We start from the raw sequence: 26,013 nt of genomic DNA on the forward strand, positions 1-26,013 counted from the left end.
GTCAATTTGTGGTCTGGAATTATTGCCTACAAATTCCTAGATAAAAAGCCCACTATTAGAGATTTTCAAGAAAAAAATCTACTTACAAATTTTGAACTTTTTCAAGATATTGCCGCTTAACTCACGTTATTATTATTATTTCCAAATACCTTGGAATAAGTAATTGCAGCTACTCCTTTTGTAAAGCCTCTTTCATACGAAAGAATAAGATTTTGAACAAGTCCTGTGTTATTATGCATATCTTGTCTGATTTTATTTATTATTTCTAAGTGATCTTCAATAACGTTTTTTTGAATTTCCATTTCTTCTACCAAATTAGCTAGCCCCATACGAGCACGAAGTTTAATAGTATAATCTATTTTTTTTAATATATTAAGATAATAAGTTTCAGTCTGTTTTAGCAATATTTCTAGTTGTGATTTAATGCGTTTTACACCCTCTGATTTATAAACTTCATCAGTAACACTGAAAGCGTCTTTATAGCCATCTTCTGAAAGGTCTTTTTGAATATATTCAAAAATTTCTTCTATGCCTACCAGGTTATGTTTTACAATTACAACATTATTAACAGGTTGTTCTTTACCATCATTAGATTGTTCTTTATTATTAGTTTTTTCTATGAATATTTCTTCGGGTATTTCAGTTGTATCCCTTGTAGGGGCATCGTAATACCCGTTAATATTATGATTTTTATTTTTTTGAATAGAGCGAAAAAAGTTAAACAATCCCATAAATTTTTGCTTTTTATTCAATGTATTTTATAGGTACTTTGTAAAGCCTGTGTCCTTTCTGATGACACCTTCTACATAGTGTAATCATCAAATGTGAAGGATATTCCCAAGGATACTTGAAAGAATTTTTAGATTTAGAAAAATGATATTGCCTGTGATGAACTTCTAAAAATTTATCGGATTTACAAATAATACAGCGATAGTTGTCCCTCTCAATAATTTCTAATCTTTTTCTTTTCCAACGGGGATCCAATAAAGTACTCCCATAACCTCCATGAGAATACTTATCAAAAAATATCTTCATTCATAGAGCTAATTTATATAAAAACACAATAATACAAAAAAAATAAAAAAACAAAACTTTGTGAAACTTTTAATTTTGCAAAGTATTTTGTTGTAAACTTGCTTTCTGGACTTATTTTTTCATAAATTCCTTACAAAGATAAAGTAAAATTTTCTAAAAATAAAAAGTTAGCAAGGTTGTCAACTTTTTTATTCCTCAATAACAAGTTTTCTGAAACTTTTCCTTTAACCTTTTACCTGTAATATAATAATGATGAGCAATCAAAGGATTTAACCATTTTGATAGAATTTTCACGAGGATCTAAAAGCCTTTGAATAGTGTATTCTAACTTTTTCGGATTTTCGTAATAAGCATTTTGCCGATAAAGTAAGTTAATCTCCTCCTGGTGTTTTACAAGTTCTTTAAGAAATTTTGGTTCTTTTTGCTTTAAGAAAAATAAATATAAAGCTTTTTCTTTTAGGAAGGAGTTTCAACTCTCCCTCGCGTGCAAATGTACAATTTTTCTTTCAATTCCACAATGGTACGATATAAGAGTTGGTAGATAGTAATTAGTAGATAGTAGATAGATTTTAATACAATAGTACGACTAAAAGTCCTGTGTCCTGTCTCCTGCCTCCTGTCTCTCTACAAATCAAAATTTCAATTCCACAATGGTACGATTAAAAGGGTCTAAAAGTAAACGATGTTAAAACATCATCTAAATTTCAATTCCACAATGGTACGATTAAAAGTTGTCGCTCTTTTCTGCGTTTTTGTCTGCGTTCTTATTTCAATTCCACAATGGTACGATTAAAAGTTGGATTGTTTGTAGAAATTCCTTCCCCGCTGAGGTATTTCAATTCCACAATGGTACGATTAAAAGACCCCGACTTATACTTAAACACTGAAAGTAAAATAATTTCAATTCCACAATGGTACGATTAAAAGCACAAGTTGCCAAAAAGAGCCAAAATAAGAAAAAGAGATTTCAATTCCACAATGGTACGATTAAAAGCTCACAGAGCGAGGTTACATAATCCCTCTTGTAGAAGATTTCAATTCCACAATGGTACGATTAAAAGAATAGAGAGGACGTTTTTAAGATGAAGCAAGTAAAATTTCAATTCCACAATGGTACGATTAAAAGCGAGAATGGAGAGCACATTTGTAGAAAAACTCTACAAATTTCAATTCCACAATGGTACGATTAAAAGTGCAGTTTCCCTTTTCAAATATTATTTTATTGATATTTCAATTCCACAATGGTACGATTAAAAGTTGCGTGTGCTTTCCTGCCGTGCCGAACCAAGTAGGAGCATTTCAATTCCACAATGGTACGATTAAAAGGCAAGAAGTGCAGTTGCAATTTGCGTTCGTATGCGGATTTCAATTCCACAATGGTACGATTAAAAGTAGTGCTATGTGTGTACCTGCAAACTGATACTTCAAGATTTCAATTCCACAATGGTACGATTAAAAGAAGAACTATTTAAACTTCTAAATATTGTTCAATGATTAATTTCAATTCCACAATGGTACGATTAAAAGTGAAGCTTACGAAGCAATAGAAATTGCCTGCAACAGGCATTTCAATTCCACAATGGTACGATTAAAAGGTCTAAAAGTGAGCAGTATTAAACACTCAAACAGATTTCAATTCCACAATGGTACGATTAAAAGATAAGGAATACAGTTTTTACCAATTTTTTTTCGCCATTTCAATTCCACAATGGTACGATTAAAAGTCTTTTGTGTCTGTATTGTTGTTTTTTTCTTGTTTTTCATTTCAATTCCACAATGGTACGATTAAAAGTCAACTTGTGCATAAAAGGCAGATACCTTTTGTAAATTTCAATTCCACAATGGTACGATTAAAAGCGAAATCAAAATAAAAGAAACAAAAAACAAAATTCAAATTTCAATTCCACAATGGTACGATTAAAAGTTGCGACAGCTTTCGTTATGCAATTTACACGCATTTATTTCAATTCCACAATGGTACGATTAAAAGCCAAATGTTGCCCCGAAATATTTAGAATTTACGCAAGATTTCAATTCCACAATGGTACGATTAAAAGTGGCGTTGGGAGTTTTACTGGAACGAAGGAAAAAGATTTCAATTCCACAATGGTACGATTAAAAGGCGTTATTTTCGTTGTAAAGGTATGCGAAAGAAATGAAATTTCCAAATTTTTTTTGAAAAATTTTTACAAAAAAGTCGTCGATCTCCAATCATAGGATTTTCCCTGGAGATCGACGACTCGCTGAAAATCAGGATATTAAGCCATTTTTAGGGCTAAAATTAGCTATACTAAATAAGCACAGTATACTTCTGAACAGTGTTCGACGACTCTAAAACGGATAACCTATGCCTACGTTAATCAGAGCAAAGTTGCTTCCTCCAAAAAGATTTCGCAAGCGTACCTCATTCATAACAAAACGAGTACCTGCGGGTCGGGCGGGGTCAAACACCCTTAACCCTAAATCAATACGAATAAGCAAGAAAGTAAAATCCATTCGTAATCCTGTCCCTGTTGCTACGCCCAGTTCCCTGTAAAAATCTCTGCTAAATTTTCCTCCTGCAAAACCCACATCTTGTAAAGTCCAAATATTCCCCAGATCAACAAATAAAACACTATGAAAAAAACTCCAAACTCTAAATCGCCATTCTACGTTAGCCTCCAAAATAATATTTCCTTGCTTTTCAACATTTATCAGGCTATCGGGTGGCGAGTAAGCACCGGGTCCCAGCCGTCGCTGTATCCAGCCTCGCATTGTATTTCCCCCTGAAAAGAAAAATTTTTCATAAGGCAAAACCTCCGAACTCCCATAAGGCGAGCCAATCCCCAAAAACAAACGAGAAGCAATTTTAGAATGACTATTTTTTTGAGCCGAAAGCGGCTGATAGTACCTAAACTCCGTAGAAACACGCCAAAACTTAAAATATTCTAACCCGAAAAGTTTATTTTTTTCCAAAAATTCTTGATTAAAAAAGTTTAGTAAAGTACCGCCCAACTCTATGGTAGGTCGCCAGTAGTACTGAGAGGTGTTTATTCTGTGATTGATGTTATTATATTCGTAGTAAAAATGCGAACTTGTTATCAGAGCATTACGGAAACTCAATTCCAGATTATTTCCTTGCAATCTGAAATCTTCTAATAGCTTGGTAAATCGTTCATCTTTTCGGTAAGTATTGATAACGTTCAAATCGACAGGGGAGAAGCCAAAATTTTTGAAAGGGAATTTATGCCAATTGTAGGTAAGAGCCAAACGATAATTCCGCCTGCCATATTCGGGTCGGCGAACAAAAGATACCCCCACGTTGAAACGAGTAGTAGGAGCAAGTGCATTGATAGCGGGTTTGTACTTGATTTTACCGGGTATGAAAAGTAATGGAGTGATGCAAGTAGAATTAAAGCTGATTTGCGTGGTGCGATACACTTCGCCTAAATTGATAAAGCTGGCTTGCCCATCAATAGAAAAAAGAAAATTATTTTCCAAAATCTCACAACCACTCCATAAATTTCTGATTTTCAAGGAAGTATTAAAGAAAGGTCCGGGTACGTTTTGAGCAATAGACCCCCCAATTTCATTGACCATTTCAAATTTATCATTGGGAGTGGCAAGAATAGCAATATCCAAACCGCCTCGTTTATCGTCGCGGGTTTGCAAGCTACGAAACTTGAAAAGGTTTAGGTTGGAAAGATTATGCCCCGTTTGGTCAAAAATAGATTTGCGGTAGGGGGTATTAGGACGCAAAAGCACTTTGGTGTAAAGAATTTTAGGAGAATATTCTTTTTGAGGCGTAAGATGAATGAATTTGATAGCTTTATCGGGTTCTTTGGTAGGGAAAAAATAACCTTTTTGTGAGGTATCTTTGGGGTTCAGTACGGTTTCATCTTTTACAATGAAATAAACTTTATTGATTTTGTACTGAATATGCCTACCTAAAATTTCGTCTAAATAGATTTGAGATAAGGCATTTCCTACGGTATTTTGCTGAATGAATGAAGTATCTCGTTTTTGCGGATTGTTGATAATGAAGCGTATATGAGCTAAATTTTTCTTTTTCACAAGTATTTCGCTATCCATTGTTTCGCCTGTAAATACTTCTTCTTTTTTGGTAATACTTGTATCTACTTGTACAACAATATATTGTTTATCAAAACGATAAAAACCATTTTCTAAAAGCAGTTTTTCGATACGCTCTCGTTCTTGTAGGGCTTTATCACGTTCAAGGATTTGTCCTACTTTTAGCTTACTGGGAGAGTATCTGATGAGCGAATCTATGATTTCGTTATCGGTTACGTAGTAAATACTATCAATGCGATGTGGTTCGCCTTCTTGAACGAAATAAGTAACATTGATAGTTTTTACGGCACTTTTTCCGAGTTTTACAACTGCCGAATCGGCTTTATAGCTTACTTTACCTGCAAAAAAACCTTTGATATAAAGGTATTCTTGCATTTCTTTGCGGGTTTTCTCTATGTTTTCAGGATTGTAAATGCTAAAAGGCTCACCTATGGCACGCATACGGAAAGTGCCTTTTTCTTTTTCTAATTCTAATTTAGCGATTTTTTTGTCTCGCTTTTTCTTGATTTTATTGTATTTTTTCTCATCTTTGAGACTTTCCTGTAATAGCTTATCGTAATAGGCACGCATACTTTCTAAACGATAGTCTATGTAGGCGTTTTTTTTACGTTTTTCGTTCAGTTCTGTTTGCAATTCTTTTATTTTTTCAGGATTTTTTTCAATTTTTTGGGCATATTCGGCAAGCAAAGTGCTATCTTTGAGCCTTTGTTTTTCTACACGCCTGCGGCTACTTTCGTAAATAGAGGCATAGGGCATAAATTTGTAAAACAGCTTTCTATTTACTTTTTGTCTGTAAAGGGCTTCCAGTTCTTCGGTACTGATGTTTTTGTTTCCTTTAATGCTTTGTTTATAGAGAATGTAATCCGAAGGCAGAAAAGAAGCACAACCCGAGAGTAAGCAAACATTGAATATGACACACAAATATTTTTTCATAGAAAAATTTTGAAGCATAAACACACGCAAAGTAACAATGATTTCGCAAAAATGGAAAAAACTTGTTAAGTCTTTACATCAAAAAAAATACCGAGAAGTGGAAAAACTTTTTTTGGTGGAGGGGGAAAAGCCTATTTTAGAGCTTTTGCAATCAGGTTTTTATGTAGAAAAACTATTTGTGAGCGATTTATTTCTGAAAAAAAATCCTGATGTTTCACTAAATTTTGAACTGGTAAGCACGCAGGAACTCGCTCAAATTAGTGCAATGGAAAATAATCAGATGGCTTTGGCGGTTGTAAGGCAATATGAAAATACAATGCTTGTTCCCGAAAACGATTTAATTGTAGCTTTGGACAATATTCAAGACCCCGGTAATTTAGGAACAATTTTGAGAATTTGTGATTGGTACGGAGTGAAAAAAGTTGTATGTAACAACCAATCGGTTGATTTATACAACTTAAAAGTTATCAATGCGAGTAAAGGGAGTTTCTTGCGAGTGCGGTGCTTTTATACAGACTTGAAAAATTATTTAGTATATTGCGTTAAAAATTTCAGCGAAGCATTGATTTACGCGAGTACTCTGCAAGGAAAAAGCATTTATGAAACAAGTTTTCAAAGACCTGCCATTTTGATAATGGGCAATGAAGCAAGAGGAATTAGCGAAGATATTTTATCTTATGTTAAGCAGGAAATCAGCATACCTCGTCCTATGGAAGGAGGGGCAGAGTCTTTGAATGTTGCTATCGCTACGGCAATTATTGTAGATAATTTCTTGCAGAGGTGTCATTGAGTTATATGACCTGCTTCTTGCACCATTCTTTTGGAAAATTCGTAACCCAAATATCTTTCAATTGTAAAATGAATAAGATACAGAATAGGTATCATCAGAATTGCAATGACGAATTTGTAAATATAGTTGATAATGCCAATTGATATGATTTCAAAAAAGGTAAATTGAGGATAAAATGCTACAAATAAAACAATGAAACTATCAAACAATTGCGAAATAAGTGTAGAAGTTGTTGCTCTCAACCAAATATTTTTACTACCTGTAATTTTTCGTAAGCGGTAGAAAACATAAGCATCTAAAATTTGAGCAACTATGAAAGCCGTAAGTGAACCCAAAATAATTCTATTGCTCTGACTGAATATTTTTTCAAAGGCGAAATTGATATTGAATTTTTGGTTGTTATTATCAACTGAATTATATTGAAGCCAATTATCGGCAGGTTGTAGATAGATAGCAATAGCAATGGTTGCAAAAGCATACAAAATTAAGCCTGCGGTAATAAAACTGATTTGCCTTACACCTTTAACGCCAAAATATTCGTTGATAATATCTGAGCAAACAAAAACCACAGGCCACAAAACAACTCCCGCAGTTAAATTGAAGTCTAAAAGAAAATCGGCAAATAATGAGATTTGAGCAGGAGGGAAGCCCAAAGTTTTTTCTAATGAAAAAATTTTAGTGCCTATCATTTCTGCCATTAAAGCGTTGGTAATAACAACTGCTCCAAGCAAGAAGTAAAGATTTCTTTTTTTAGTTTGATAGATGATTTCCTTATTTATTTCGTAAGAAGTGATATTTTGCATAAAGGTTGTTTTTATCAACTTTTTATTTTGTCTTAAATTAACTAAAAAAGTCCGACAAAAGTCAGACTTTACAACAATAGAATTCTGAAAAAGTTTGAATTACTCCGTAAATTCATCTTCCGCCCCAAATTCTTTTTCCAACTCTTTCATAAAAACGGCATCTACGGCTTCTTCTTCGGTAGGGAGGATATCTAAAACCTTATCTAACTGCGAAATTTTAATAAGTTTCAAAACGTGTTCGCTCACACCACAAAGAACCATTATTCCTTGTGTTTCTGTGCAAACTTTATGAGCCACTAAAATAGCACTCAAACCCGAAGAGTCTATGTACTTAACATCGTTAAGATTGATAATGAGATTTTTGACATTTTTATCTTTTAAGCCAAGCACTGCTTGTTTGATTTCCAAAGCATTGGAAGCATCTAATTTATTTGCTAAAATTTTTAGCAAATAATACTTTTCTGCTTCTCTGATTTCAAAAATAGATTGTGTAACCATACTATTTAGCTTTTGTTTAGGTATTCAATAATACTTTCGTGGATAAATTTAAGAGAATTATTGCAAGGTACGAATTTTTTTCCTAAAATTTGTTCATAAAGTTCTTGATAACGCTTGGCAATGTGTTCTACGACCTCATCTGTCATAGCAGGAATCTGCTGTCCTTCTTTACCTTGAAAGCCATTTTCAATAAGCCACTGACGTACAAATTCTTTGGAAAGTTGTCTTTGTGGCAAGCCTTTGCGTTGGTTTTCTTCGTAAGTATCGGCATAAAAATAACGTGAAGAGTCGGGCGTATGTACTTCGTCTATCAAAAAAATTTTTCCTTCATACAATCCGAACTCATACTTTGTATCAACTAAAATAAGCCCTTTTTGTTTAGCAATTTCTGTACCTTTTTTGAATAAAGCCTTTGTGTAGTATTCCAGTTGCTCATAATGCTCCGCAGAAACCAAACCTCGTTTTATGATTTCATCTTTACTGATGTCTTCGTCGTGTCCTTCTTTGGCTTTGGTAGTAGGCGTAATAATAGGAGAGGGCAGAAGGTCATTTTCTTTTAAGCCTTCGGGAAGTTTTTCGCCACAAAGGTTTCTTTTACCTGCTTTATATTCGCGAGCGGCGTGTCCTGCCAAATACCCTCTTATTACCATTTCTACGGCAAAGGGTTCGCATTTTTTACCGATAGTTACCTGCGGGTGTGGTGAAGCTTCTGCCCAATTGGGTAGAATATCACGAGTTGCTTCCAAAAACTCCCAAGCAATTTGATTAAGGACTTGTCCTTTGTAAGGAATAGTACGTGGTAATATAACATCAAAAGCTGATATTCTATCGGTAGCTACCACTACCATTTGGTTATTTTCTAAATAATAAACATCTCTTACTTTCCCTTGATAAAAACCTACTTGCTGGGGTAGTTGGAAATTAGTTGCTTGAATAGACATAGCTTTTTAGTAATATATTGAAAATAAGTTTTTTGATATTTTTTTTAGTAAAGAGTTTATTTACTAAACACTAATAAATTTCAAAGGTATTCAGAACTTTTCAATAGTTTCTTTTCCATTTTCATCATATAGAAACCATTTTCCAACCTTTTTACCCATTCGGTAAGTACCTTTGATTTTGATTCTGCCATTTTCGTAATATTCTTCGTAATTTCCATTAAGTAAGTCATTTACATAATGTCCTCTGCTCTGCAACTGGCTATTGGGATAATACACACTGAAATTTCCGTCTTTTTTACCCATTCGGTAAGTAATTTCGCTACGGAAGCCATCTTTACTTTCTTTTACAAGACCATTGAGCAGGTTGTTTTGGTAGTTTCCTTCGAAAATCATTTCCCCTGTGCGTGCATAGACTACCACAGACTTGTTTTGCTCAAAGTTACTATAATTTTTAATTTGGTAGGGTTTTCCATCAGGATAATTTTCAATTTCTTTGCCTATTCGGTAGCCTTTCTCGTAGGTAGCTTCATAGATAAGCTGTAAGGTTTCTTTATCCCATTTACGTACTTTCCCGTGTAAAATACCTGATTTATAGGTGTTCTCGGCAATTACTTTACCTTGTTCAGAATAAAGTTTTTCTATACCATCTTTGGTGTTATTTATCATAGTGTATTCAAGCATAATAGGTGAGGAGGGAAGGTCGTAAAACTCCTTTTGTAAGCCTTCTTTTAAGCCATTTTGATAGGTTTCCTCCAATTGTAAATTTCCCGAAGGATAAAAAGTTTTGGATATTCCGTGCATTTGCCCTTTTACAAAACTTAATTCTTTGAAAATCTTGCCATTTTCGTAATATTCTTTTGTAACACCTTCGGGCAGTCCTTCTACAAAATTTCCTTCACGAAGCAGTTTGCCATTGTTATGGTATGTCAAAACCTTTCCAACAATTTGGTCATTTTCAAAAGTGGCTTTTTGGAGCGTATCTCCTGTAAGATTAAAGACACACATCAAGCCTTTTTTCTTTCCATTTTCGTAAAAAACTTGTGATTTTATTGGATTTTTTCTATTAAAAGTTGTATCGTAATATTCTCTAAACCAACCATTTTTAATATTCATCTTAAAGTTTCCTTCTACGGCGAGCCTGCTCGAGGGGTAGAAGCTCTTATAGTAGCCGTTTTTTTCCCAACCCGAATCGCCCAAATCAACTTGATATTCCTGTTTCAACTTTTTTTCCTCATCATCATAATACTCTCGCATTAGCCTACTTTGCGAAAAACTTTGAATAGTGTTGAAGCTAAATCCTAATAAAGAAACCAAAAGAATTTTTATATTAAAAGAGTATTTTTTCATAGTGGGGAAGGTTTTAGATTATTTTACTTAACATAATGTAACTTATACAACTATTGTAAAATATTGAAATTTAGATTTTTCTGTAATATACACTCAGAAAATTTTTCTTATTTGTTTTCAGAATTTTTAACTTTGTAAGGGTTAAACAAGTTGAAGGTTTCAAAAGTCTTATCTGCATAGAAAACCAAAATTCGCTCAATTTCTTTTTCTTTGTTTGGAATTGGAATTTCTTTTTTCTGTTCAATTTCCGTGCTAATTTCTGAATTTTTCTCTAAAATTTCACTATTACTTGTTTGTTCTATAATAGGCTCGCCTATTCCTGTGAGTAGCCAATTGACATTTGTATCAGGATATCTTTGTACTAATTTTTGTAAGAAATCTACGCTGGGTTTATTTCTACCTGCAATAATATGCGAAAGCCCTGACCTTTGCACGCCAATTTCATCAGCAAATCGCGAAGGTTGTATGCCTTTCATATCTATCAGAATTTTTAGACGTTCAGCAAAATCTTTGTTTAGGCTTTCATCATTCTGTTTATTTTCCAGAGATGTTTCTTCTTTGAAATTTTTACTTTCTAATTCCATAGCTCTTGGTTTTGTTTTATTTACAAATGTAAACTTTAGCTCTTGGTTTTGTTTTATTTACAAATGTAAACTTTTTTCACTAAATTTCAAAATTGCATTTTTTTACTATTTACAAATGTAAACTGCATTACTTTTTATTAGTAAAAACTTAAAAATCAGTTTTTTGTCAAAAATACTAAAATTTACTAAAAATATTAGATTTTAACTTTTTTAATGAATTTTTTTAGCAAACTTTTGAAACAAAAGTAAATATATTAAAAAAGTACAATTTTGAAAATTTGAAAAAAAGATTTTTTTTACTTTGCCCTACCATTTTTTTGATTATTTTTGAGCAAGTTCTAACTCATAAACTCTGGACAAAGATATGAAAAAAATCGCAGTGATTGGCTCTGGCACTATGGGCAATGGTATCGCTCACGTTTTTGCTCAGTATGGTTATCAGGTTGCTTTGATAGACATTTCGCAAGCCGCTTTGGATAAGGGGTTGCAAACAATTGCTTCTAACTTGGATAGACAGATTAAGAAAGGGACACTCACCGAGTCTCAAAAAACTGAAACACTGGCACGCCTCTCTCCTTTTACTTCGCTTGCCGAAGGTGTTAAAGAGGCTGATTTAGTAGTAGAAGCCGCCACCGAAAATGTAGAGCTAAAGCTCAAAATTTTTGCAGATATGGACACGCACACGCGTCCTGATACTATTTTGGCAACCAATACTTCGTCTATATCTATTACCAAAATCGCTTCCGCTACCAAACGCCCCGAGAAAGTGATTGGTATGCATTTTATGAACCCTGTACCCGTAATGAAGCTCGTAGAAATTATTAGAGGCTATCTCACCTCTGATGAAACTACGCAAATTATTACAGGGCTTTCTCGCAAAATTGATAAAATTCCTGTGGAAGTAAACGATTATCCCGGTTTTGTTTCCAACAGAATTTTAATGCCTATGATAAACGAAGCGATTTATACGCTTTGGGAAGGTGTGGCAGGCGTTCAGGAAATTGACGAAGTAATGAAACTCGGTATGGCTCACCCGATGGGACCTCTCCATTTAGCTGATTTCATTGGTCTGGACGTGTGTTTGGCAATTCTAAATGTACTTTATGAGGGTTTTGGCAATTCGAAATATGCCCCCTGCCCGCTTCTTGTCAATATGGTACAAGCTGGGCACAAAGGAGCAAAATCAGGACAAGGCTTTTATGACTGGTCAAACCCCAAAGAGTTGAAAGTGGCAAGGCAATTCACGAAATAAAGAAGCAAAAAAGCAGTTAGTTGGCTAACTGCTTTTTTATTTATCTATACTGCTACGTTATTTTCCCTTAAAGCATCATTGAGCGAGGTTTTAAGGTCAGTGCTTTCTTTGCGTTTGCCTATAATTAAAGCACAAGGAACATAATACTCTCCACTGCTAAATTTTTTAGCAATAGAACCGGGTATCACTACGCTTCTTGGCGGTACAAAGCCTCTGTACTCCGTAGGAGTTTCAGCGGTAACATCTATAATTTTAGAGCTTGCTGTAAGGGTAACACCCGCCCCTATAACAGCCTCTTTGCCTACTCTTACACCTTCTACAATAATAGCCCGTGAGCCAATAAAAGCTCCATCTTCAATAATTACAGGACTAGCTTGTACGGGTTCTAAAACGCCTCCTATACCTACACCACCACTCAAATGCACATTTTTGCCAATTTGAGCACAACTCCCTACGGTAGCCCAAGTATCCACCATTGTGCCTTCATCTACGTATGCTCCGATATTTACATACGAAGGCATCATTATGACCCCTTTTGCTAAATAACTACCATAGCGAGCTATAGCGTGAGGTACAATTCTCACGCCCTTTTCAGCAAAGCCTTTTTTGAGAGGTATTTTATCGTGAAATTCAAAAATGCCTACTTCCATTGTTTGCATCTGCCGGATAGGGAAGTAAAGAATAACTGCTTTTTTTATCCATTCATTTACTTGCCACTCTCCGTTTGCTAATGGCTCTGCTACTCGCAATTTACCTTCGTCAAGCAGAGCTATGATTTGTTCAATCGCTTCTTGATTTTCCTTGTTTTGCAAAAGGCTTCTATCTGCCCAAATTTGTTCGATTTTTTCTTGTAAATTCATCATATTTTTTTTGTTTTATGTTATTGATAATCAAATTTTTAATTATGTTCATTTAAAGTAAAAGATAAAGTAATTTTATACATCAAAAATAAACAATGTTATCAAAATAAACACTGATAATAAAATATATTTTATATTTTAGCAATTTTAGCAAAGTTAGTTTATGTTTGCAAATTGCTAAAATTTTTAGCTAAAATTTTAGCAATTTGCTATCTGTATTTGAAACTTGTAAATTTTATTGATTTTTAGATTTGTCTAAAATTATTTTGAAATATCCCTATTTTTCTGTAACTTTGAAAAATTTTGAAAAATATGCTAAGTATTACAGAAGAAAACTATTTGAAAGCCATTTTCACCCTCTCCTACCCTAAGTTTTCAGGTTATTCCAGTGAAATAAGTACTAGCGACATCGCTAAACACTTGGGTATCAACTCTGCTTCTGTAAGTGATATGTTAAAAAAACTACATCAAAAACAACTAATTGACTATGTCAAGTATCAGGGAGTAAAGCTCACTGATGAAGGACGTAAAATTGCCACAGATATTGTACGAAAGCATAGAATTTGGGAAACTTTTTTAGTAGATAAACTCAACTTTACTTGGGACGAAGTTCACGAAATAGCAGAACAATTAGAGCATATACACTCCCCTTTACTTATAGAAAGACTTCATCAATATTTAGGTTCTCCAGATTTTGACCCGCACGGCGAACCTATTCCTGATAAAAGAGGATTATTTCCAGAAGATAAGATGAAAAATTGGATTTGCTTAAATAGTTGTAACAGACAACAAATATTAGAAGTAAAATGTGTTAAAGATGATTCTTCAAACTTGCTTCATTTTTTGGATAAAAAACAAATTAGGATTGGCTCTAAAATTAAATGTGTTGATACAAACAACTATGATGACTCTATGGAAGTAGAAATAGATTTTAAGAATATTGTTGTTAGTTTATCCAGAGAAGTTTCTAATAAAATCTATGGAGTAATAATCAATGAATAAAGTGAGAAATTTTAAAGTATATCTAAAAGTTGTTTTTTGCAACTATTTGTTTTTTATTGTTTTAACGAGTTGTCAGAATATTCAAGTGAAAGAGAAATATATCCTTACAACAACTCAAATGTTGTATGATGTTGTTATCAATTTGGTAGATAGCACTTTTGAAGTGGATTTTTTAATGGGAGAAGGCACAGACCCACACCTCTATAAATTTTCTCAAATTGATTTAAGAAAACTCAATAAAGCAAAAGTTGTAATAAACAACGGATTACATTTGGAAGGTAAAATGAATTTCATTTTTCAAAAGATTTCTAAAAATAAAATTGTAGTAAGTGTGGGAGACTCATTAGACAAAAAATATTTAATATCTGTTTCTGATAAAATACACGACCCACATATATGGTTTGATATTGAACTTTGGAAAGAAGTTGTAAAAGTTGTTAGTAGCAACTTACAAAAAGAATTTCCCAAAGAAAAAATGAAAATACAAAAAAAAGAAAAAAGTTATATTCAACAACTAAATAACTTGCAAGAGTTTGTAAGAAATGAAATTGAAAAAATACCTCCCAAACAAAGAGTACTCATAACCTCTCACGATGCTTTTCGCTATTTTGAGAAATCTTGGAATTTTCAGGTAAAAGCACTCCAAGGAATTTCTACTACCGCCGAATATGGATTGAAAGATATACAAGATTTAGTTGATTTTATCAGTCAAAATAATATCAAAGCCGTATTTGTAGAAACCTCTCTCCCCTCAAAAGGTTTAGAAGCAGTGATGAAAGGAATTGAAAGCAAAGGAAAAAAAATTAAGGTCATAGAAGGTTTGTATTCTGATGCTATGGGAGCTATAGGTACTTTCGAAGGTACTTACATAGGAATGTACAAAAGCAATGTGCAGAAAATTGTAGAAGCCTTAAAATAATAAAAATTATGTTAAGTAAAAATAAAATAGTATTACAAGCAAAAAACCTTCAAGTCTGTTATGGAAATCATCAGGTGTTAAAAGACTTTTCTTGCGACCTTCCCGAAGGCTTTATGATAGGTATTATTGGGGCAAATGGTTCAGGAAAATCTACTTTTTTGAAGGCTATTATGAGAATTGTTCCTGTGGATAGCGGCGAGGTTCTTTTTTGGGAAAAATATAACCTGCAAGAAGTGCGGCACCAAATTGCCTATCTCCCCCAACGAAATAGTGTAGATTGGGATTTTCCTGCCACCGTGCTTGATGTAGTACTTATGGGGCTTTACAAAGAAACGGGATTGTTTGGAAAAATTCGTCCTAAACACAAAGAAAAAGCTCTATTTTATCTTGAAAAAGTTAAAATGCAAGATTTTGCTCAAAAACATATTGCCGAACTTTCAGGCGGACAGCAACAACGCGTATTTCTCGCTAGAGCTTTTGCCCAAGAAGCTCAACTTTATCTCCTTGATGAACCTCTTGCAGGTATTGATGCTGTTACGGAAGAGATTATTGTTGAAAATCTGCAAAAACTTAACTCTGAAGGCAAAACTATCGTTATGGTACATCATCAGATTGATACTATTAGCGAATACTTTCAGTACCTGCTAATGATACGACAAGGAGAGGTAATTACATCAGGAGAAACGAAAGAAGTACTAACAAATGAAAACCTACAACAGATTTATGGTATTAAACAAGCCTTTGTGATACAATGACAAACTTTGAATATGTCCTTTTAGGAGCTTCGTTCATTGCCATTTCCGCTGGAATAGTGGGAGTTTGGTTAGTTTTACGAAAAGAGGCATTACGTAGTGATGTAGTAACGCATAGCGTTTTACCCGGAATAGGAATAGCCTTTTTGCTTTTTCAAGAAAAAAAACTATGGTTATTACTTTTAGGAGCTTTTGTAACTTCATTGCTTTCGCTTGTCAGTCTGGATACGCTCTCAAAACACACCCGCCTGAAAAAAGATACTTTAATGGCTCTGGTTCTTTCTTTTTTCTTTGCCTGCGGGCTTTGGCTACTTGTAAAAATTCAAGAAAGTAAAAATGCCGCCAAAACAGGATTGGGAAATTTCATTTTTGGAAAAATGGCTTCTATATTGCCCGAAGATATTTTATTCGCTTTAATAGTCCTTTTTTTAGTTGTTACAATCAACTTTTTGACTTATAGATGGTTGTTTTTTACATCTTTTGACAGAACATTTTCAGAAAGCATAGGTGTAAAAACCTCATTGGCGTCTTTCATAGTAACCTTTATGAGTATTCTTACTATTGTGGTCGGAATACAAGCAGTAGGAGTAGTAATGCTTTCTGCTTTGCTCATCATACCTTCTACTATTGCCATTATCATAGAGAAAAAGAATTTAAGTAGAATTTTCGTTTGGAGTATTGGCATCAATATTTTGGTCATAGTTATAGGGACAATTCTTTCTTACTCTTTTCCTAAAACCCCCACAGGTGCTTGGATAGTAGTTATTTGCTTTTTAATTGCTTTGGTATTTTTTCTTAAAAATAACAAAAAATAATGCAAGACATTTGGATTTTAGTAGTTGTGAGTTTATTTGCTTTAAGTAGTAGTGCTTTGGGAAGTTTTTTAGTAGTCAGGCAAATGGTAATGCTGACAGATACTTTATCTCATAGCATTCTACCCGGCATAGCAATTGCTTATATCGTTCAGGGTGAGAAAAACAACCTCTTTATTTTAATATTTGCCTTATTGTGTGGCTTATTGATAGTTTCTATCATCAATTGGCTTAATAGCAGAATTCGTAATCGTAACGATGCAGTTTTAGGCTCGGTTTATACATTTTTCTTTGCCGTAGGAATTATCCTTGTTACACTTTTCGGTGAGCAAGCTGATTTAGATACCGACTGCGTACTTTTTGGAGAGATGCTTTATATTCCTTTTGATACATTGGATTGGGCAGAAATGCCTCGTAATTTTCCATTGGCTTTGGTGGTTGGTATAGGTGTATTGTTTTTTGTATGGAAATCCTTTCGTCCCTTATCTATTATTAGTTTTGATGAAACTTTTGCCCAAAGTATAGGTGTGAATGTTACTTTTTGGAATTATGCTCTTACAAGTTTAGTTACGATAGTTACTATCTTGTCTTTTGAAATTGTAGGCTCAGTGATGGTAGTGGCAATGTTTGCCTTCCCCCCTGCTATTGCTTTTTTACTTACTAAAAGATTGCAAATAATGTTAATTATTAGTTTAATTGTGAGTATTTTTTCAGTAGTGATTGGCTATTACTTTTCAGTATGGCAAGGAGGCTCATCTGCCGCAAGTATTGTAATTGTACAGGGAATTTTTTTTATGTTAAGTGTAATATTTAATAAGGTTGGTTTTATCAACAAAATTAAAATTTAGATGATACTATCAATTATATTGATTGAAGTTGCTTTACTTTACACCACACTGGCAAGCAAATCCAAACAGCAAATAAAGACGCTATCAATCCCCCGATGCTTCCCAAAGCCAATGAAAACCAAAAAATCTCTTTATCCCCTTCCAACAAAAATGGCACAAAGCCTAAAACACTTGTCAGAATGGTGATTAGTACAGGTACAAATTTACGAAAAGCAATTTTCAATAACTGGTAATTGGCTCTGTGGCTTTGGCTATCCCATTCTACCAAAATAAAAATTGATGCAGCCACTACCGTACCGCTAAGCAAAATAAAAGAAGCATAGCCCCCTTGGTCAAAATAATAATTGCCAACATAAAAAATCAGGAACAAGCCAATAAATGAAACAGGAATAGTAAGCAGGGTAAAAAAAGCCTTCCGAAAACTCTCAAAAGTAATGCTACACACCACGAAAATCCCTGCAAATACAATCGCTAAAAGCTCATATTGCCGTTTTTTTTGCTCTCTGCTCCAAAACTTGAATTCTTGTTGAGTAGCTTTGAAACCTGCGGGCATCTCTAAACGCATTTCAGCCAGTTTCTTATCCAAAAATTCTTGCCCAAACTTATTACTTCCCATATACTCAAACGAAACCAAACGAATATACTCCCGATTTTCTTTGTAGATGGCACTTTGTGAAAAAACTTCTTTGCTTTTTCCGAGTGTATTCAGCTTGAAGTTATTGTTTGTCTGTGGGTTTTTCATAATTTCCGAAGACATCGCTTGTAAGCTAAAATCTTCGGCACTCACCGATTTCAACATCAAAGGCAAATACTGATTTTCTGCCAACAAAAAACCTTGTGAGGCACTCGGTTTGCTTCGTATTCGTAAGGCATTCCCCAGCTGTAAAGCACTCACTTTGCCAAGTTGCATATGTTCGGGGAGTACCTCCCAGCGAATTTCTTTGCTTTTTCGCTCAAAATAATTCATTCTTTCATTGGTATTTACCGCCTGAATGCGTTTATGGGCAAGCAGTTTTTGAGCAAGAATTTCAGCTTGCTGCTCCAATTTTTCAAAATTGTAACCTCGCATTTCCACCCGAAAAGATGCCATTTGTTCGCCTGTGGCATTACTAAAGCCCTCTCCTACGCCATACACGTTCCACGTAACTCCGCCCATATCTAAAGAAAGAGCTATCAAACGATTTTTCAGTAAGTAAGGCAAAGAACCTCTTTCCGTATCTTTATCAAAAAATATAATAATTTGTGCATATTGAGGTGAGTAAATGCTTGTAACAAACTTTTCTAAACCTTTATTTTGCTTTTGCGATTTTTGCAAATAGTTTTCTACCTTCAAGATGACTTCATTCATTTGTCGCAGGGTCGTTCCCATCGGCATTTCGGCTTGAACGAAGAGTTGTGTCCGTTCCAAATTTCTATATCCCGAATTTTCATACACATTATAGGCAAATAGCCGTAAAGTTCCTCCCAAGTATTTATCTAAATACGGACGTATATTTTCTAAATACCATTCGTTACCGAGCGTTTTATTGTACCACTCCCAGCCTTGCACCTGCGTAGGAAGCATAAAAATGGGCGTTCCGAAGGAAAGAACTACAAAAAGCGTAAAAGTTTTAGGATACCTTTGCAAAAAGCCTATCACACGAGCATACCAAGAAAATAGCTGAAAGTTTCTTCTTTTATGAGAAAATACAACATTCTTTAGCCCCTCCTTTTTAAGGAGGGGGTGGTCATAAAATAATCTATACAAAGCAGGGGTGAAAATGGTTGATACAAACAACGAAATAAACAAGTTGCAAGAAACAACTATTAAAAAATCTGTCAAATTCATTCTTTCTTTTTCGGGCAGGAAAAACACTAAACTCAAAGCAGCAATTACAGCGAGAGTATTTCCCCATAAGGCTCTTTTGAGGAAATTTTTCTTTTTTCTTGATGTGTTTTTGTTAGTTATGTGATGTAAAACCATTACGGCATTATCAATGAGAAGACCCAAAGAAACCGTAATTCCTGCAAGAGTATAGAGATGCACCGAAATTTTGAAAAAGTACAAAATCAAAACCAACAAGGCTAAATTTACTGCCAGACTGGCAAACAAGGTAAGCACTTGGTAGAGGTTTCTATACCAAAGCAACACAAATGCTACAAGTATGAGAATAGCGTAGATAGCCCGCTCTTGATTTTTTCGGATTTCTTGGGCAAGTGTTTCAATTTGATTACTTTCTAAAATCAGTTGAAAACTTGAAGGTAAGTTTTGGGCAAGTTCCTGCACACGCATTTCTAATGTCTTGGCAACTTCTATTTGGTTCGTTCCTTCGCGGGCATAGAGGAGCAAACGCACAGAGTTTAAGCCATTGATACGAAAATAAGCAGTTGGTTCTTGTTCCTCTATACCTACTGATGCAAGTTCTTTGAGCAAGATTTTTTGAGAAATGCCGTTTGTTGGGTTGTGTATTTCAGTAATGGTAATATTTTCCAAATCGGATAGTTTAATATTTTCTTGGGCAATTCTGACAAAAAATTGCTGATGATTTTGATGGATAAGTCCTAAGTAGTCGTTCTGATAATGATTTCGTATTTTTTGTAAAATTTGTTCGGGACTGATGCCATAAGTAAGCAGTTTTTCGGTTTGGTAGTGAATAGAAATTTGCAAGTTTTCAGCTCCGCTGATTTCTACTTTTTCTATACTTTTCTCTCCCGAAAGAGCATTTAAGAAAACATCGGAGGCTGTTTTTTTGATTTGATGCGATACCAAAGGGGCATTGATGGAATACACCAGTAAAGGCATTTTTCGGCTATTTTCTTCCGAACTTTGTGTAATTTCGGGGTACGAACAACTCGCAGGCAGTTTTGCATACATTTGCCTGATAATAGAGGCAAGCTCAAAGCGGGCAAAAGCCAAGTCTTGTGCGTTCTCGAATTGTAAGCTAATGGAACTATAATTGTAACGCGAAACAGAGCTTATTTTTTTGAGGTGTGGAATTTGTGAAAAGGCATTTTCGAGCGGGGCGGTTACTTTTTCTTCTATGGTGCCGGGGTCGGTTTGAGGCATTGAAACGCTCACTTGTAAAACCGGCTCATAGCGAGCAGGCATTAAATCCACTGAAATTTGCGGAATAAGCCCTACACCCATCACCGATAGCACCACAAAGACAAAAACGACACGAAAAGAGGAAAACATCTACTATTTCTTTATTTTCACGGGTGAGTCGTGATTGAGTTGCAAATTATTCGCTACAATCACTTTTTCATTTTCTTTCAAGCCTTCCAGAATTTCTATTTCTTCGCCATTATCCAAGCCTGTTTGCACATAATGCCACTTGGCAAGCCCTTGCTCCTCAGTGAATACAACTTTTTTGCCACTCCGTATTACAATTGCTTTTTTAGGCACTACCAGAGCCTCCTTTTGTGGCACAAAGATTTTCACTTGCAGATTAGCTCCCAGAAATACTTGTTTAGGGTTTTGCAGGTCTAATTTCAGCCTAAACAAGCCATTTGTACCTATTTTGGGATTGATTTCACTGATAACCGCTTGCATTTTGCAAGCCGTTTCGGTGCAACCTAAAAGATTTGCTTCAGCTATTTGCCCAATTTTTAAGACATTTACTTCGGTTTCCAAAACTTCAACCACAGCTTGCAAAGCACTGCTATACAAGGTGCAAACCGCCTGTGAGCTATTGATGAAGTTTCCTGCTTTGAGCGTAAGGTCTGCGATAGTACCCGTGAAAGGGGCTTTTAGTGTGAGGAATTGCAGTTGTAGTTCAGCTTCTTTGATTTGCAACTCGGCTGCTTGTACACCCTTACGAATTAAAATTCGCTCATTGAGTTCTACCGATAAGCCCATATTCGGCAAGTTCGGATTGCCTCCAAAATCTATGGCTTCTTTGAGGTATTCTTCGTAGGCTACAGCTTTCTGGTTTTTAGCTTTTTGAAGATTGATTTGAGCTTCTCTATCGTCTAAAATGGCAATGGTTTGCCCGGCTTGTACAAATTGTCCATTTTGTACCAAGACCTGCTTTACATAGCCCGAGGTACGAAATTGTAAAATTGCCTGCTCTCGGGCTTCTACTTTACCATTGCTTTGAAGCGAATAAGTGAAATTTTTACGCAAAGCGGGCAGAATTTCTACTTCCAAAACTTCTTCGCTGAGCTTAGCGGCAGGAGTTTCTTTGATGTTTTCAGAATTGGAACTGCAAGCACAAAGAAATACAATGAAAATAAAGTTTTGCAAATGATTTTTCATAGAAACGCCATAACAAAGCGTAAAGATAAAGAAAATTTTGAAATCAGAGTTTCAATTTTTTGTATGGATGCGATTTACATATTTTCATTTTGTACTTTTCCTATTTCTAAAAGAAGCATTTATCTGAATTTTCTTTCATAGACATATAATCCATCTTTTTCAGCTTGTAGAGAAAAATAAATCTTATCATTACAAATCTGATGAATTAAGTATATTTGAAAAGGTACCTCATATCTTTCTATGAAATTATTTTCCTTAATCTCCCAAATATAGGTTTTACCTCCCATCACTCCACTTAAATAAATTCTTTCAGTTGTAAAATCTATATAGAAATTTAACATAAAACTTTTCAAGTATTCATCAGCTTGTAATTTTAGGTCAATTTCTTGCAATAGTTTTGCTGTTTGGGCTTCAAATATTAAAATAATTCTTTGATCTGCATTGAAAAAATATACTTTATCACGAAAATATAGCAAATCAAATCTCGGTGAAACATTAACGCTTCTATTTTCACGTGTTTTAGTATCTTTGTAAAGTGTATCTATTTTTTTATTTCTATTGTACAAGATAACTTTGGAAAGCGTTTTACTTGGTGTAATAAAATACTGATGAACCTGAAAAAGCCCATTTTCTACTTCTTTAAAACCAATCAATTTAGATTTTTTAAGAAAATTTCTATTTTTGGCAGTTAAAGTTTGTTTTTCTATCAGAATGTAATCGCTATCTAATCCGCAATTCTGTAATATTATCTTTCCATTACCATAAGGCTGAAAGCGGGGAATAGTAAAATCTTTACTGCTGAATCTTATTTCTTTCAGAATAGTATTATTTTTCCCTAAAATAGCTACTTTACGTTTTTGTTCTGAATAAATATATTTAAGACTATCTTGCTGAAAAAAAGCAATAATCGGAAATTGCTTATTCCCATAAACTATTTCTCCATACTCATTTTGTAAAATTTTTGCTTCTTTGGGGTCTAAATCTTGAGAAAATGCATAATTCAAAGCAAATAACGAAAAAAACAAACTAATCCATCTGTACTTCATAAATATAAACATCATCAGATTGAGAGTTTAAAGAGAGAAAATAGACTTTATCATTATGAAAAGTATTTGGAAACAAACTAATAAAAGAAGCAATTGGAGGTAGAATAGTCTCAGAAAAAATGTTTTTATTCAAATCATACTTACATAAAATTATTTTGTTTTTTTGATGAGAATAAAAGCTGTAGAAAAAAATGTCTTTGTTTTTGACTTTGGATATTCCACCAATGTAAGCGTCATTTTTTATATTGCTTTTTTCTTTTTGGGAAAGTTCATCATAACCATTTTTGCTAAATTTAAAGGTTGTATTTCTGTATTTACTTTCAGGTAACTTGATAGTTTTTATTAAGTTTCCTGATAAATCATATTGAAAAATTTCGCTGAAATTGTCAAAAAACAAATAAATATAGTCTTTTTCAATAAAACCTTTAGTGGTTGTAAGAGAAGTATGAAAATATTTGCCATCTTGCACATATTCTTTCGGATAATTACATATATTTTTGACAAGATTTCCGTCAGCATCAAACAAACTTATGGGTGAATTTTTAGAAAAGTAATCCCTCATATTTTCATAATTCTTTCCACAAGAGAGAATGAATTGGGAATATTTGGGAATATAATAAAAAATGTTACTTCTGGAAATAATAAAATCAGAAGGTACTTGTAGAGTTATCTTTTTTATGACTTTATTTTGATGTATCTTGAAAATATTTTTATTAGGGAACAGTAGGAAGGTTGTGTCTCCATAGAAATCAAATCCAACAGGCGATAAATTAGGTAATTGAAAGTCTTTTTCAATGTACTTTTTTCCGAGTTTATAAATTAAATTTCCTTTTTTGTCATATTTCAGTAGTGTTTTAAGATTACCAGCAATAAAGGAAAATGTAATTGAATCATTTTTCAAAAATCCAAACAAAGCCGTTTCTAAACCTGGATAGTTATGTTCTGTTTGTAATAGTATTTTTTGTGATACCTCAAAATTCAATTCTTTTCTTAAAAATGTATTTGTATCTTGCGAATTACAAGAACATACCAAGAGTATAAAAAATAACCCCCACTTTTTTCTATTCATTTTCAAATACTTTCACTTTTCGTTTTGAAATAATTTTGCTTAAAAGTGAGCAAGAAAAATTATGCTCACTTTTTTATTACTATGATGCTAGTTCTACAGATGCTTCATTGCCACTATTAGGGTTACCAGATGGTGGACAAGTCATAATAATTCTAGTAGATCCTACTTCACAAAAAGCAAAACCAAAACCTGCAACGCAGGTTTGATGTTTTACATGGCATCCTGTAAGCGGATCAGTATACTCAGAATCCGTACGCCACCTACTTGCCTCAACTGATGTTGTAATGTTCATTAACACCAAAACCAGCACCCCGAGTTTTTTAAGTTTCTTTTTCATTGCCGTAAAATTTTAAGGTGAAACAATAAATTTAACGGCAACAAAGCAAAAAAAAAAATCAGATTTCCAAACTTTTTCAGTGTTTTTTACAATTTTTTTGTAGGGACAGGTCGCGACCTGTCCCTACAAAATTTTACATATTTTCATTCCGAAACAAATTCTACCAAATCATAAACTAATTCGTCTTCGTTGTCGGTAATGCGTTGTATCCACATACCCTCGGGAGTGAAAAAAACGTTGAGTAAATTATATCCTTCACTTTGTCTGAAAATTATTTCTTGAATTTTTTTTATATCTTTATTCAGAATAATTGAAGTTGTTTAGGATTAAAAAGGTTTTCCAAATTTATGCTTTAGAATCAAAAATAATCTTTTTGTACTTGATAAAACCACCCCTTAATCCCCTCCTTGGAAAGGAGGGGAGATTAGATATTCCTGAAATTTTGATTTTTAGGACTTAAAACTCCCCCCTCCTCGTTGAGGAGGGGTTGGGGGTGGTGTTTTTAATCCAACAATCACATTTTTTTCTTGTTTTTTTACAAAGAACAAATAAAAAATTACAATCCTAAACAACTTCATTATTAAAAACTTTTGTTCATTATTCTGATTAGGATTTTGTAAAATCGCAACTCTATAAAAGGTTTCTCTGTATGGGTCGTAGTATATATTTGTGAAAAAATTGTTTTGATTAGCAATTTGGTTGTTTTCATAGCTGTTGGTGATTGGTTTAGGGAAGCTGATAATCTTTCCAATCATATCAGAACTTGCATAAAATGATTTCCCATTAGTAGTATATAAACTATCACAGGCAAAAAAACTATAAAGCCACTGTTTGGTAGAAGGTATAAAAATGCGAGAATAAAGATGATAAGTATCGGGATAAAAATTCTTCTGATAGTTAGAAGGATAGCCCCAAAAAGGCTCGTAAGTGTAATTTTGCATAATCAAATCTAACTTAATAGAAAGATTTTTGGCTTGGTAGTAAAATTTTGTATTAGGGTTACGGTCAGGGGTGGCACTGATGTATAAATAACGATTATCCAAAAAAACCATTGGATTATTGAATGGAAAAACCATTGGCAGCGAAGTATTATCTCCTATCTTTCCACGTATCAACGAATATTTTCTTAAGATCTTACCCTGATAATTTACTAAAAATAATTTGTATGCATAAGAATTCAATAAAAATATGCTATCTTGATTGATGTACAGAAAATTATTTACTTTGCCTACTGCATTTTCGCCATCTAACTCAAATTTTATTTCTGTTACTTTTTTGTAACTACTTAAATCATAAATTACTAAACTATTGTTTTTAGTATTCAGCAAAGCTAAATGATGCTTGTTTTCTATGTATTGATTAGTAAGAATACTTACAGAAGTGGTTGAATCTAAATTAAGTTTTATGCTCTTTCGGATTTTTTTTGAAGTAAATGTTTTCGTTTCTTGCTGATTACAAGAAACGAAAACAACTAAAATACCTATTAAAAGTATTATGAAAGGCATATATGTTATCCTCCTATTACAATTGTTGCTAAACAATCTCCTGCTTGGTCTATGCAACCGTAAATATTAACAAAACCAATGGTAATATCAATATACCTACGATTATTTGAAGTAGGATTTTCATCAACTACAATTGTTATTTTTCCCTGTCCTTCCACCTTCTGTGGAGCAAAGATAGTAACATTTGCCAGCAATACCGCTAGCACCCCGAGTTTTTTGAGTTTGTTTTTCATTGCCGTAAAATTTTGGCTGTGGTTCAGAATGTATGATAGTCATAATTCCATTGTTGAAACATAATTTTGATAGCTGCTTCGTGGTACTTGTCTTTTTTAGAAAAACAAGTAGTTTTTCGTACAAAACGTCTATTTCTAG

22 protein-coding genes, 1 pseudogene and 1 CRISPR repeat array are annotated in these 26,013 nt (G+C 33.8%); of the genes and pseudogenes, 7 read left to right on the plus strand and 16 right to left on the minus strand.

Going from position 1 to position 26,013, the window contains the following annotated elements:
- Positions 1–116: 116 nt before the first annotated feature.
- Positions 117–731 (minus strand): hypothetical protein, encoded by a 615-nt coding sequence (locus Rain11_RS11330; protein WP_101359482.1) that lies wholly within the window; start codon positions 729–731, stop codon positions 117–119.
- Positions 732–1,671: 940 nt separating this feature from the next.
- Positions 1,672–3,157: a CRISPR direct-repeat array (repeat unit 30 nt; unit sequence ATTTCAATTCCACAATGGTACGATTAAAAG).
- Between the two features lie 209 nt (positions 3,158–3,366).
- Positions 3,367–6,039 carry a translocation and assembly module lipoprotein TamL gene (tamL, locus tag Rain11_RS11340; protein ID WP_165778128.1) on the minus strand — a complete coding sequence of 891 codons (2,673 nt, stop codon included), beginning with the start codon at positions 6,037–6,039 and terminating at the stop codon, positions 3,367–3,369.
- Between the two features lie 37 nt (positions 6,040–6,076).
- On the opposite strand from tamL, the gene Rain11_RS11345 reads away from it, so the two are divergent.
- A complete protein-coding gene (locus tag Rain11_RS11345; RefSeq protein WP_101359485.1) occupies positions 6,077–6,829 on the plus strand; it encodes a TrmH family RNA methyltransferase in 753 nt (250 codons plus the stop codon).
- Here Rain11_RS11345 and Rain11_RS11350 read toward each other — a convergent pair.
- The 5 genes from Rain11_RS11350 to Rain11_RS11370 all read right to left on the minus strand — a co-directional run bounded on the left by Rain11_RS11350 (position 6,823) and on the right by Rain11_RS11370 (position 11,002).
- Complete coding sequence (locus Rain11_RS11350) at positions 6,823–7,632, minus strand: queuosine precursor transporter (RefSeq protein WP_101359486.1); 810 nt, start codon at positions 7,630–7,632, stop codon at positions 6,823–6,825. The two genes, Rain11_RS11345 and Rain11_RS11350, sit on opposite strands and share 7 nt — an antisense overlap.
- Before the next feature lie 99 nt (positions 7,633–7,731).
- Positions 7,732–8,130 carry an STAS domain-containing protein gene (locus tag Rain11_RS11355; protein ID WP_101359487.1) on the minus strand — a complete coding sequence of 133 codons (399 nt, stop codon included), beginning with the start codon at positions 8,128–8,130 and terminating at the stop codon, positions 7,732–7,734.
- A 5-nt stretch (positions 8,131–8,135) separates the two neighbouring features.
- Positions 8,136–9,071: a phosphoribosylaminoimidazolesuccinocarboxamide synthase gene (locus Rain11_RS11360; protein WP_101359488.1), complete on the minus strand. Its 936-nt coding sequence runs from the start codon at positions 9,069–9,071 to the stop codon at positions 8,136–8,138.
- Between the two features lie 90 nt (positions 9,072–9,161).
- Positions 9,162–10,418, minus strand: coding sequence for a toxin-antitoxin system YwqK family antitoxin (locus Rain11_RS11365; protein WP_101359489.1), 1,257 nt, complete (start codon positions 10,416–10,418; stop codon positions 9,162–9,164).
- 107 nt (positions 10,419–10,525) lie between these two features.
- Entirely contained in the window at positions 10,526–11,002 is a 477-nt protein-coding gene (locus Rain11_RS11370) for a helix-turn-helix domain-containing protein (RefSeq protein ID WP_101359490.1), read from the minus strand.
- Positions 11,003–11,366: 364 nt separating this feature from the next.
- Between Rain11_RS11370 and Rain11_RS11375 the strand changes: the two genes are divergently transcribed.
- Positions 11,367–12,254, plus strand: coding sequence for a 3-hydroxybutyryl-CoA dehydrogenase (locus Rain11_RS11375; RefSeq protein WP_101359491.1), 888 nt, complete (start codon positions 11,367–11,369; stop codon positions 12,252–12,254).
- 44 nt (positions 12,255–12,298) lie between these two features.
- Here Rain11_RS11375 and Rain11_RS11380 read toward each other — a convergent pair whose 3' ends face one another.
- Complete coding sequence (locus tag Rain11_RS11380) at positions 12,299–13,114, minus strand: 2,3,4,5-tetrahydropyridine-2,6-dicarboxylate N-succinyltransferase (protein ID WP_101359504.1); 816 nt, start codon at positions 13,112–13,114, stop codon at positions 12,299–12,301.
- A 312-nt stretch (positions 13,115–13,426) separates the two neighbouring features.
- Here Rain11_RS11380 and Rain11_RS11385 point away from each other — a divergent pair, with 312 nt between their 5' ends.
- The 5 genes from Rain11_RS11385 to Rain11_RS11405 are packed head-to-tail and all read left to right on the plus strand — an operon-like array spanning position 13,427 to position 17,447.
- Positions 13,427–14,116 carry a metal-dependent transcriptional regulator gene (locus Rain11_RS11385; RefSeq protein ID WP_101359492.1) on the plus strand — a complete coding sequence of 230 codons (690 nt, stop codon included), beginning with the start codon at positions 13,427–13,429 and terminating at the stop codon, positions 14,114–14,116.
- On the plus strand, positions 14,109–15,035 hold the full coding sequence (locus Rain11_RS11390; RefSeq protein WP_101359493.1) for a metal ABC transporter solute-binding protein, Zn/Mn family: 927 nt from the start codon (positions 14,109–14,111) through the stop codon (positions 15,033–15,035). Before Rain11_RS11385 ends, Rain11_RS11390 begins: the two co-directional genes overlap by 8 nt.
- An 8-nt stretch (positions 15,036–15,043) precedes the next feature.
- Complete coding sequence (locus Rain11_RS11395) at positions 15,044–15,790, plus strand: metal ABC transporter ATP-binding protein (RefSeq protein ID WP_101359494.1); 747 nt, start codon at positions 15,044–15,046, stop codon at positions 15,788–15,790.
- A complete protein-coding gene (locus tag Rain11_RS11400; RefSeq protein WP_101359495.1) occupies positions 15,787–16,602 on the plus strand; it encodes a metal ABC transporter permease in 816 nt (271 codons plus the stop codon). The genes Rain11_RS11395 and Rain11_RS11400 overlap by 4 nt, the downstream gene beginning before the upstream one ends.
- Positions 16,602–17,447 carry a metal ABC transporter permease gene (locus Rain11_RS11405; protein ID WP_101359496.1) on the plus strand — a complete coding sequence of 282 codons (846 nt, stop codon included), beginning with the start codon at positions 16,602–16,604 and terminating at the stop codon, positions 17,445–17,447. The genes Rain11_RS11400 and Rain11_RS11405 overlap by 1 nt, the downstream gene beginning before the upstream one ends.
- A gap of 13 nt (positions 17,448–17,460) precedes the next feature.
- Here Rain11_RS11405 and Rain11_RS11410 read toward each other — a convergent pair whose 3' ends face one another.
- The 8 genes and pseudogenes from Rain11_RS11410 to Rain11_RS14275 all read right to left on the minus strand — a co-directional run.
- Positions 17,461–20,622, minus strand: a complete 3,162-nt coding sequence (locus tag Rain11_RS11410) for an efflux RND transporter permease subunit (protein WP_101359497.1) — start codon at positions 20,620–20,622, stop codon at positions 17,461–17,463.
- A 3-nt stretch (positions 20,623–20,625) separates the two neighbouring features.
- Positions 20,626–21,672 carry an efflux RND transporter periplasmic adaptor subunit gene (locus tag Rain11_RS11415; RefSeq protein ID WP_165778131.1) on the minus strand — a complete coding sequence of 349 codons (1,047 nt, stop codon included), beginning with the start codon at positions 21,670–21,672 and terminating at the stop codon, positions 20,626–20,628.
- A 131-nt stretch (positions 21,673–21,803) separates the two neighbouring features.
- A complete protein-coding gene (locus tag Rain11_RS11420) occupies positions 21,804–22,745 on the minus strand; it encodes a hypothetical protein (RefSeq protein ID WP_133121582.1) in 942 nt (313 codons plus the stop codon).
- The gene (locus Rain11_RS11425) at positions 22,711–23,799 is read right to left on the minus strand and encodes a hypothetical protein (protein ID WP_101359500.1); all 1,089 of its coding nucleotides are present in this window, start codon (positions 23,797–23,799) and stop codon (positions 22,711–22,713) included. The genes Rain11_RS11420 and Rain11_RS11425 overlap by 35 nt, the downstream gene beginning before the upstream one ends.
- Before the next feature lie 79 nt (positions 23,800–23,878).
- Positions 23,879–24,136 (minus strand): hypothetical protein, encoded by a 258-nt coding sequence (locus Rain11_RS11430; protein WP_101359501.1) that lies wholly within the window; start codon positions 24,134–24,136, stop codon positions 23,879–23,881.
- Positions 24,137–24,585: 449 nt separating this feature from the next.
- The gene (locus tag Rain11_RS11435; RefSeq protein WP_101359502.1) at positions 24,586–25,641 is read right to left on the minus strand and encodes a DUF4221 family protein; all 1,056 of its coding nucleotides are present in this window, start codon (positions 25,639–25,641) and stop codon (positions 24,586–24,588) included.
- Between the two features lie 5 nt (positions 25,642–25,646).
- Positions 25,647–25,874 (minus strand): hypothetical protein, encoded by a 228-nt coding sequence (locus Rain11_RS11440; RefSeq protein ID WP_101359503.1) that lies wholly within the window; start codon positions 25,872–25,874, stop codon positions 25,647–25,649.
- 23 nt (positions 25,875–25,897) lie between these two features.
- Positions 25,898–26,013, minus strand: a pseudogene (locus Rain11_RS14275) (IS1 family transposase); the annotation flags it as partial.

The sequence above is a fragment of the Raineya orbicola genome (assembly GCF_002843425.1).
Taxonomy (GTDB): domain Bacteria; phylum Bacteroidota; class Bacteroidia; order Cytophagales; family Thermonemataceae; genus Raineya; species Raineya orbicola.

Excerpts from the sequence above, each read along its gene's own strand:
- Rain11_RS11330 (WP_101359482.1), bottom strand. The coding sequence starts at position 731 with ATGGGATTGTTTAACTTTTTTCGCTCTATTCAAAAAAATAAAAATCAT.
- tamL (WP_165778128.1), bottom strand. The coding sequence starts at position 6,039 with ATGAAAAAATATTTGTGTGTCATATTCAATGTTTGCTTACTCTCGGGT.
- Rain11_RS11345 (WP_101359485.1), top strand. The coding sequence starts at position 6,077 with ATGATTTCGCAAAAATGGAAAAAACTTGTTAAGTCTTTACATCAAAAA.
- Rain11_RS11350 (WP_101359486.1), bottom strand. The coding sequence starts at position 7,632 with ATGCAAAATATCACTTCTTACGAAATAAATAAGGAAATCATCTATCAA.
- Rain11_RS11355 (WP_101359487.1), bottom strand. The coding sequence starts at position 8,130 with ATGGTTACACAATCTATTTTTGAAATCAGAGAAGCAGAAAAGTATTAT.
- Rain11_RS11360 (WP_101359488.1), bottom strand. The coding sequence starts at position 9,071 with ATGTCTATTCAAGCAACTAATTTCCAACTACCCCAGCAAGTAGGTTTT.
- Rain11_RS11365 (WP_101359489.1), bottom strand. The coding sequence starts at position 10,418 with ATGAAAAAATACTCTTTTAATATAAAAATTCTTTTGGTTTCTTTATTA.
- Rain11_RS11370 (WP_101359490.1), bottom strand. The coding sequence starts at position 11,002 with ATGGAATTAGAAAGTAAAAATTTCAAAGAAGAAACATCTCTGGAAAAT.
- Rain11_RS11375 (WP_101359491.1), top strand. The coding sequence starts at position 11,367 with ATGAAAAAAATCGCAGTGATTGGCTCTGGCACTATGGGCAATGGTATC.
- Rain11_RS11380 (WP_101359504.1), bottom strand. The coding sequence starts at position 13,114 with ATGAATTTACAAGAAAAAATCGAACAAATTTGGGCAGATAGAAGCCTT.
- Rain11_RS11385 (WP_101359492.1), top strand. The coding sequence starts at position 13,427 with ATGCTAAGTATTACAGAAGAAAACTATTTGAAAGCCATTTTCACCCTC.
- Rain11_RS11390 (WP_101359493.1), top strand. The coding sequence starts at position 14,109 with ATGAATAAAGTGAGAAATTTTAAAGTATATCTAAAAGTTGTTTTTTGC.
- Rain11_RS11395 (WP_101359494.1), top strand. The coding sequence starts at position 15,044 with ATGTTAAGTAAAAATAAAATAGTATTACAAGCAAAAAACCTTCAAGTC.
- Rain11_RS11400 (WP_101359495.1), top strand. The coding sequence starts at position 15,787 with ATGACAAACTTTGAATATGTCCTTTTAGGAGCTTCGTTCATTGCCATT.
- Rain11_RS11405 (WP_101359496.1), top strand. The coding sequence starts at position 16,602 with ATGCAAGACATTTGGATTTTAGTAGTTGTGAGTTTATTTGCTTTAAGT.
- Rain11_RS11410 (WP_101359497.1), bottom strand. The coding sequence starts at position 20,622 with ATGTTTTCCTCTTTTCGTGTCGTTTTTGTCTTTGTGGTGCTATCGGTG.
- Rain11_RS11420 (WP_133121582.1), bottom strand. The coding sequence starts at position 22,745 with ATGATGTTTATATTTATGAAGTACAGATGGATTAGTTTGTTTTTTTCG.
- Rain11_RS11425 (WP_101359500.1), bottom strand. The coding sequence starts at position 23,799 with ATGAATAGAAAAAAGTGGGGGTTATTTTTTATACTCTTGGTATGTTCT.
- Rain11_RS11430 (WP_101359501.1), bottom strand. The coding sequence starts at position 24,136 with ATGAAAAAGAAACTTAAAAAACTCGGGGTGCTGGTTTTGGTGTTAATG.
- Rain11_RS11435 (WP_101359502.1), bottom strand. The coding sequence starts at position 25,641 with ATGCCTTTCATAATACTTTTAATAGGTATTTTAGTTGTTTTCGTTTCT.
- Rain11_RS11440 (WP_101359503.1), bottom strand. The coding sequence starts at position 25,874 with ATGAAAAACAAACTCAAAAAACTCGGGGTGCTAGCGGTATTGCTGGCA.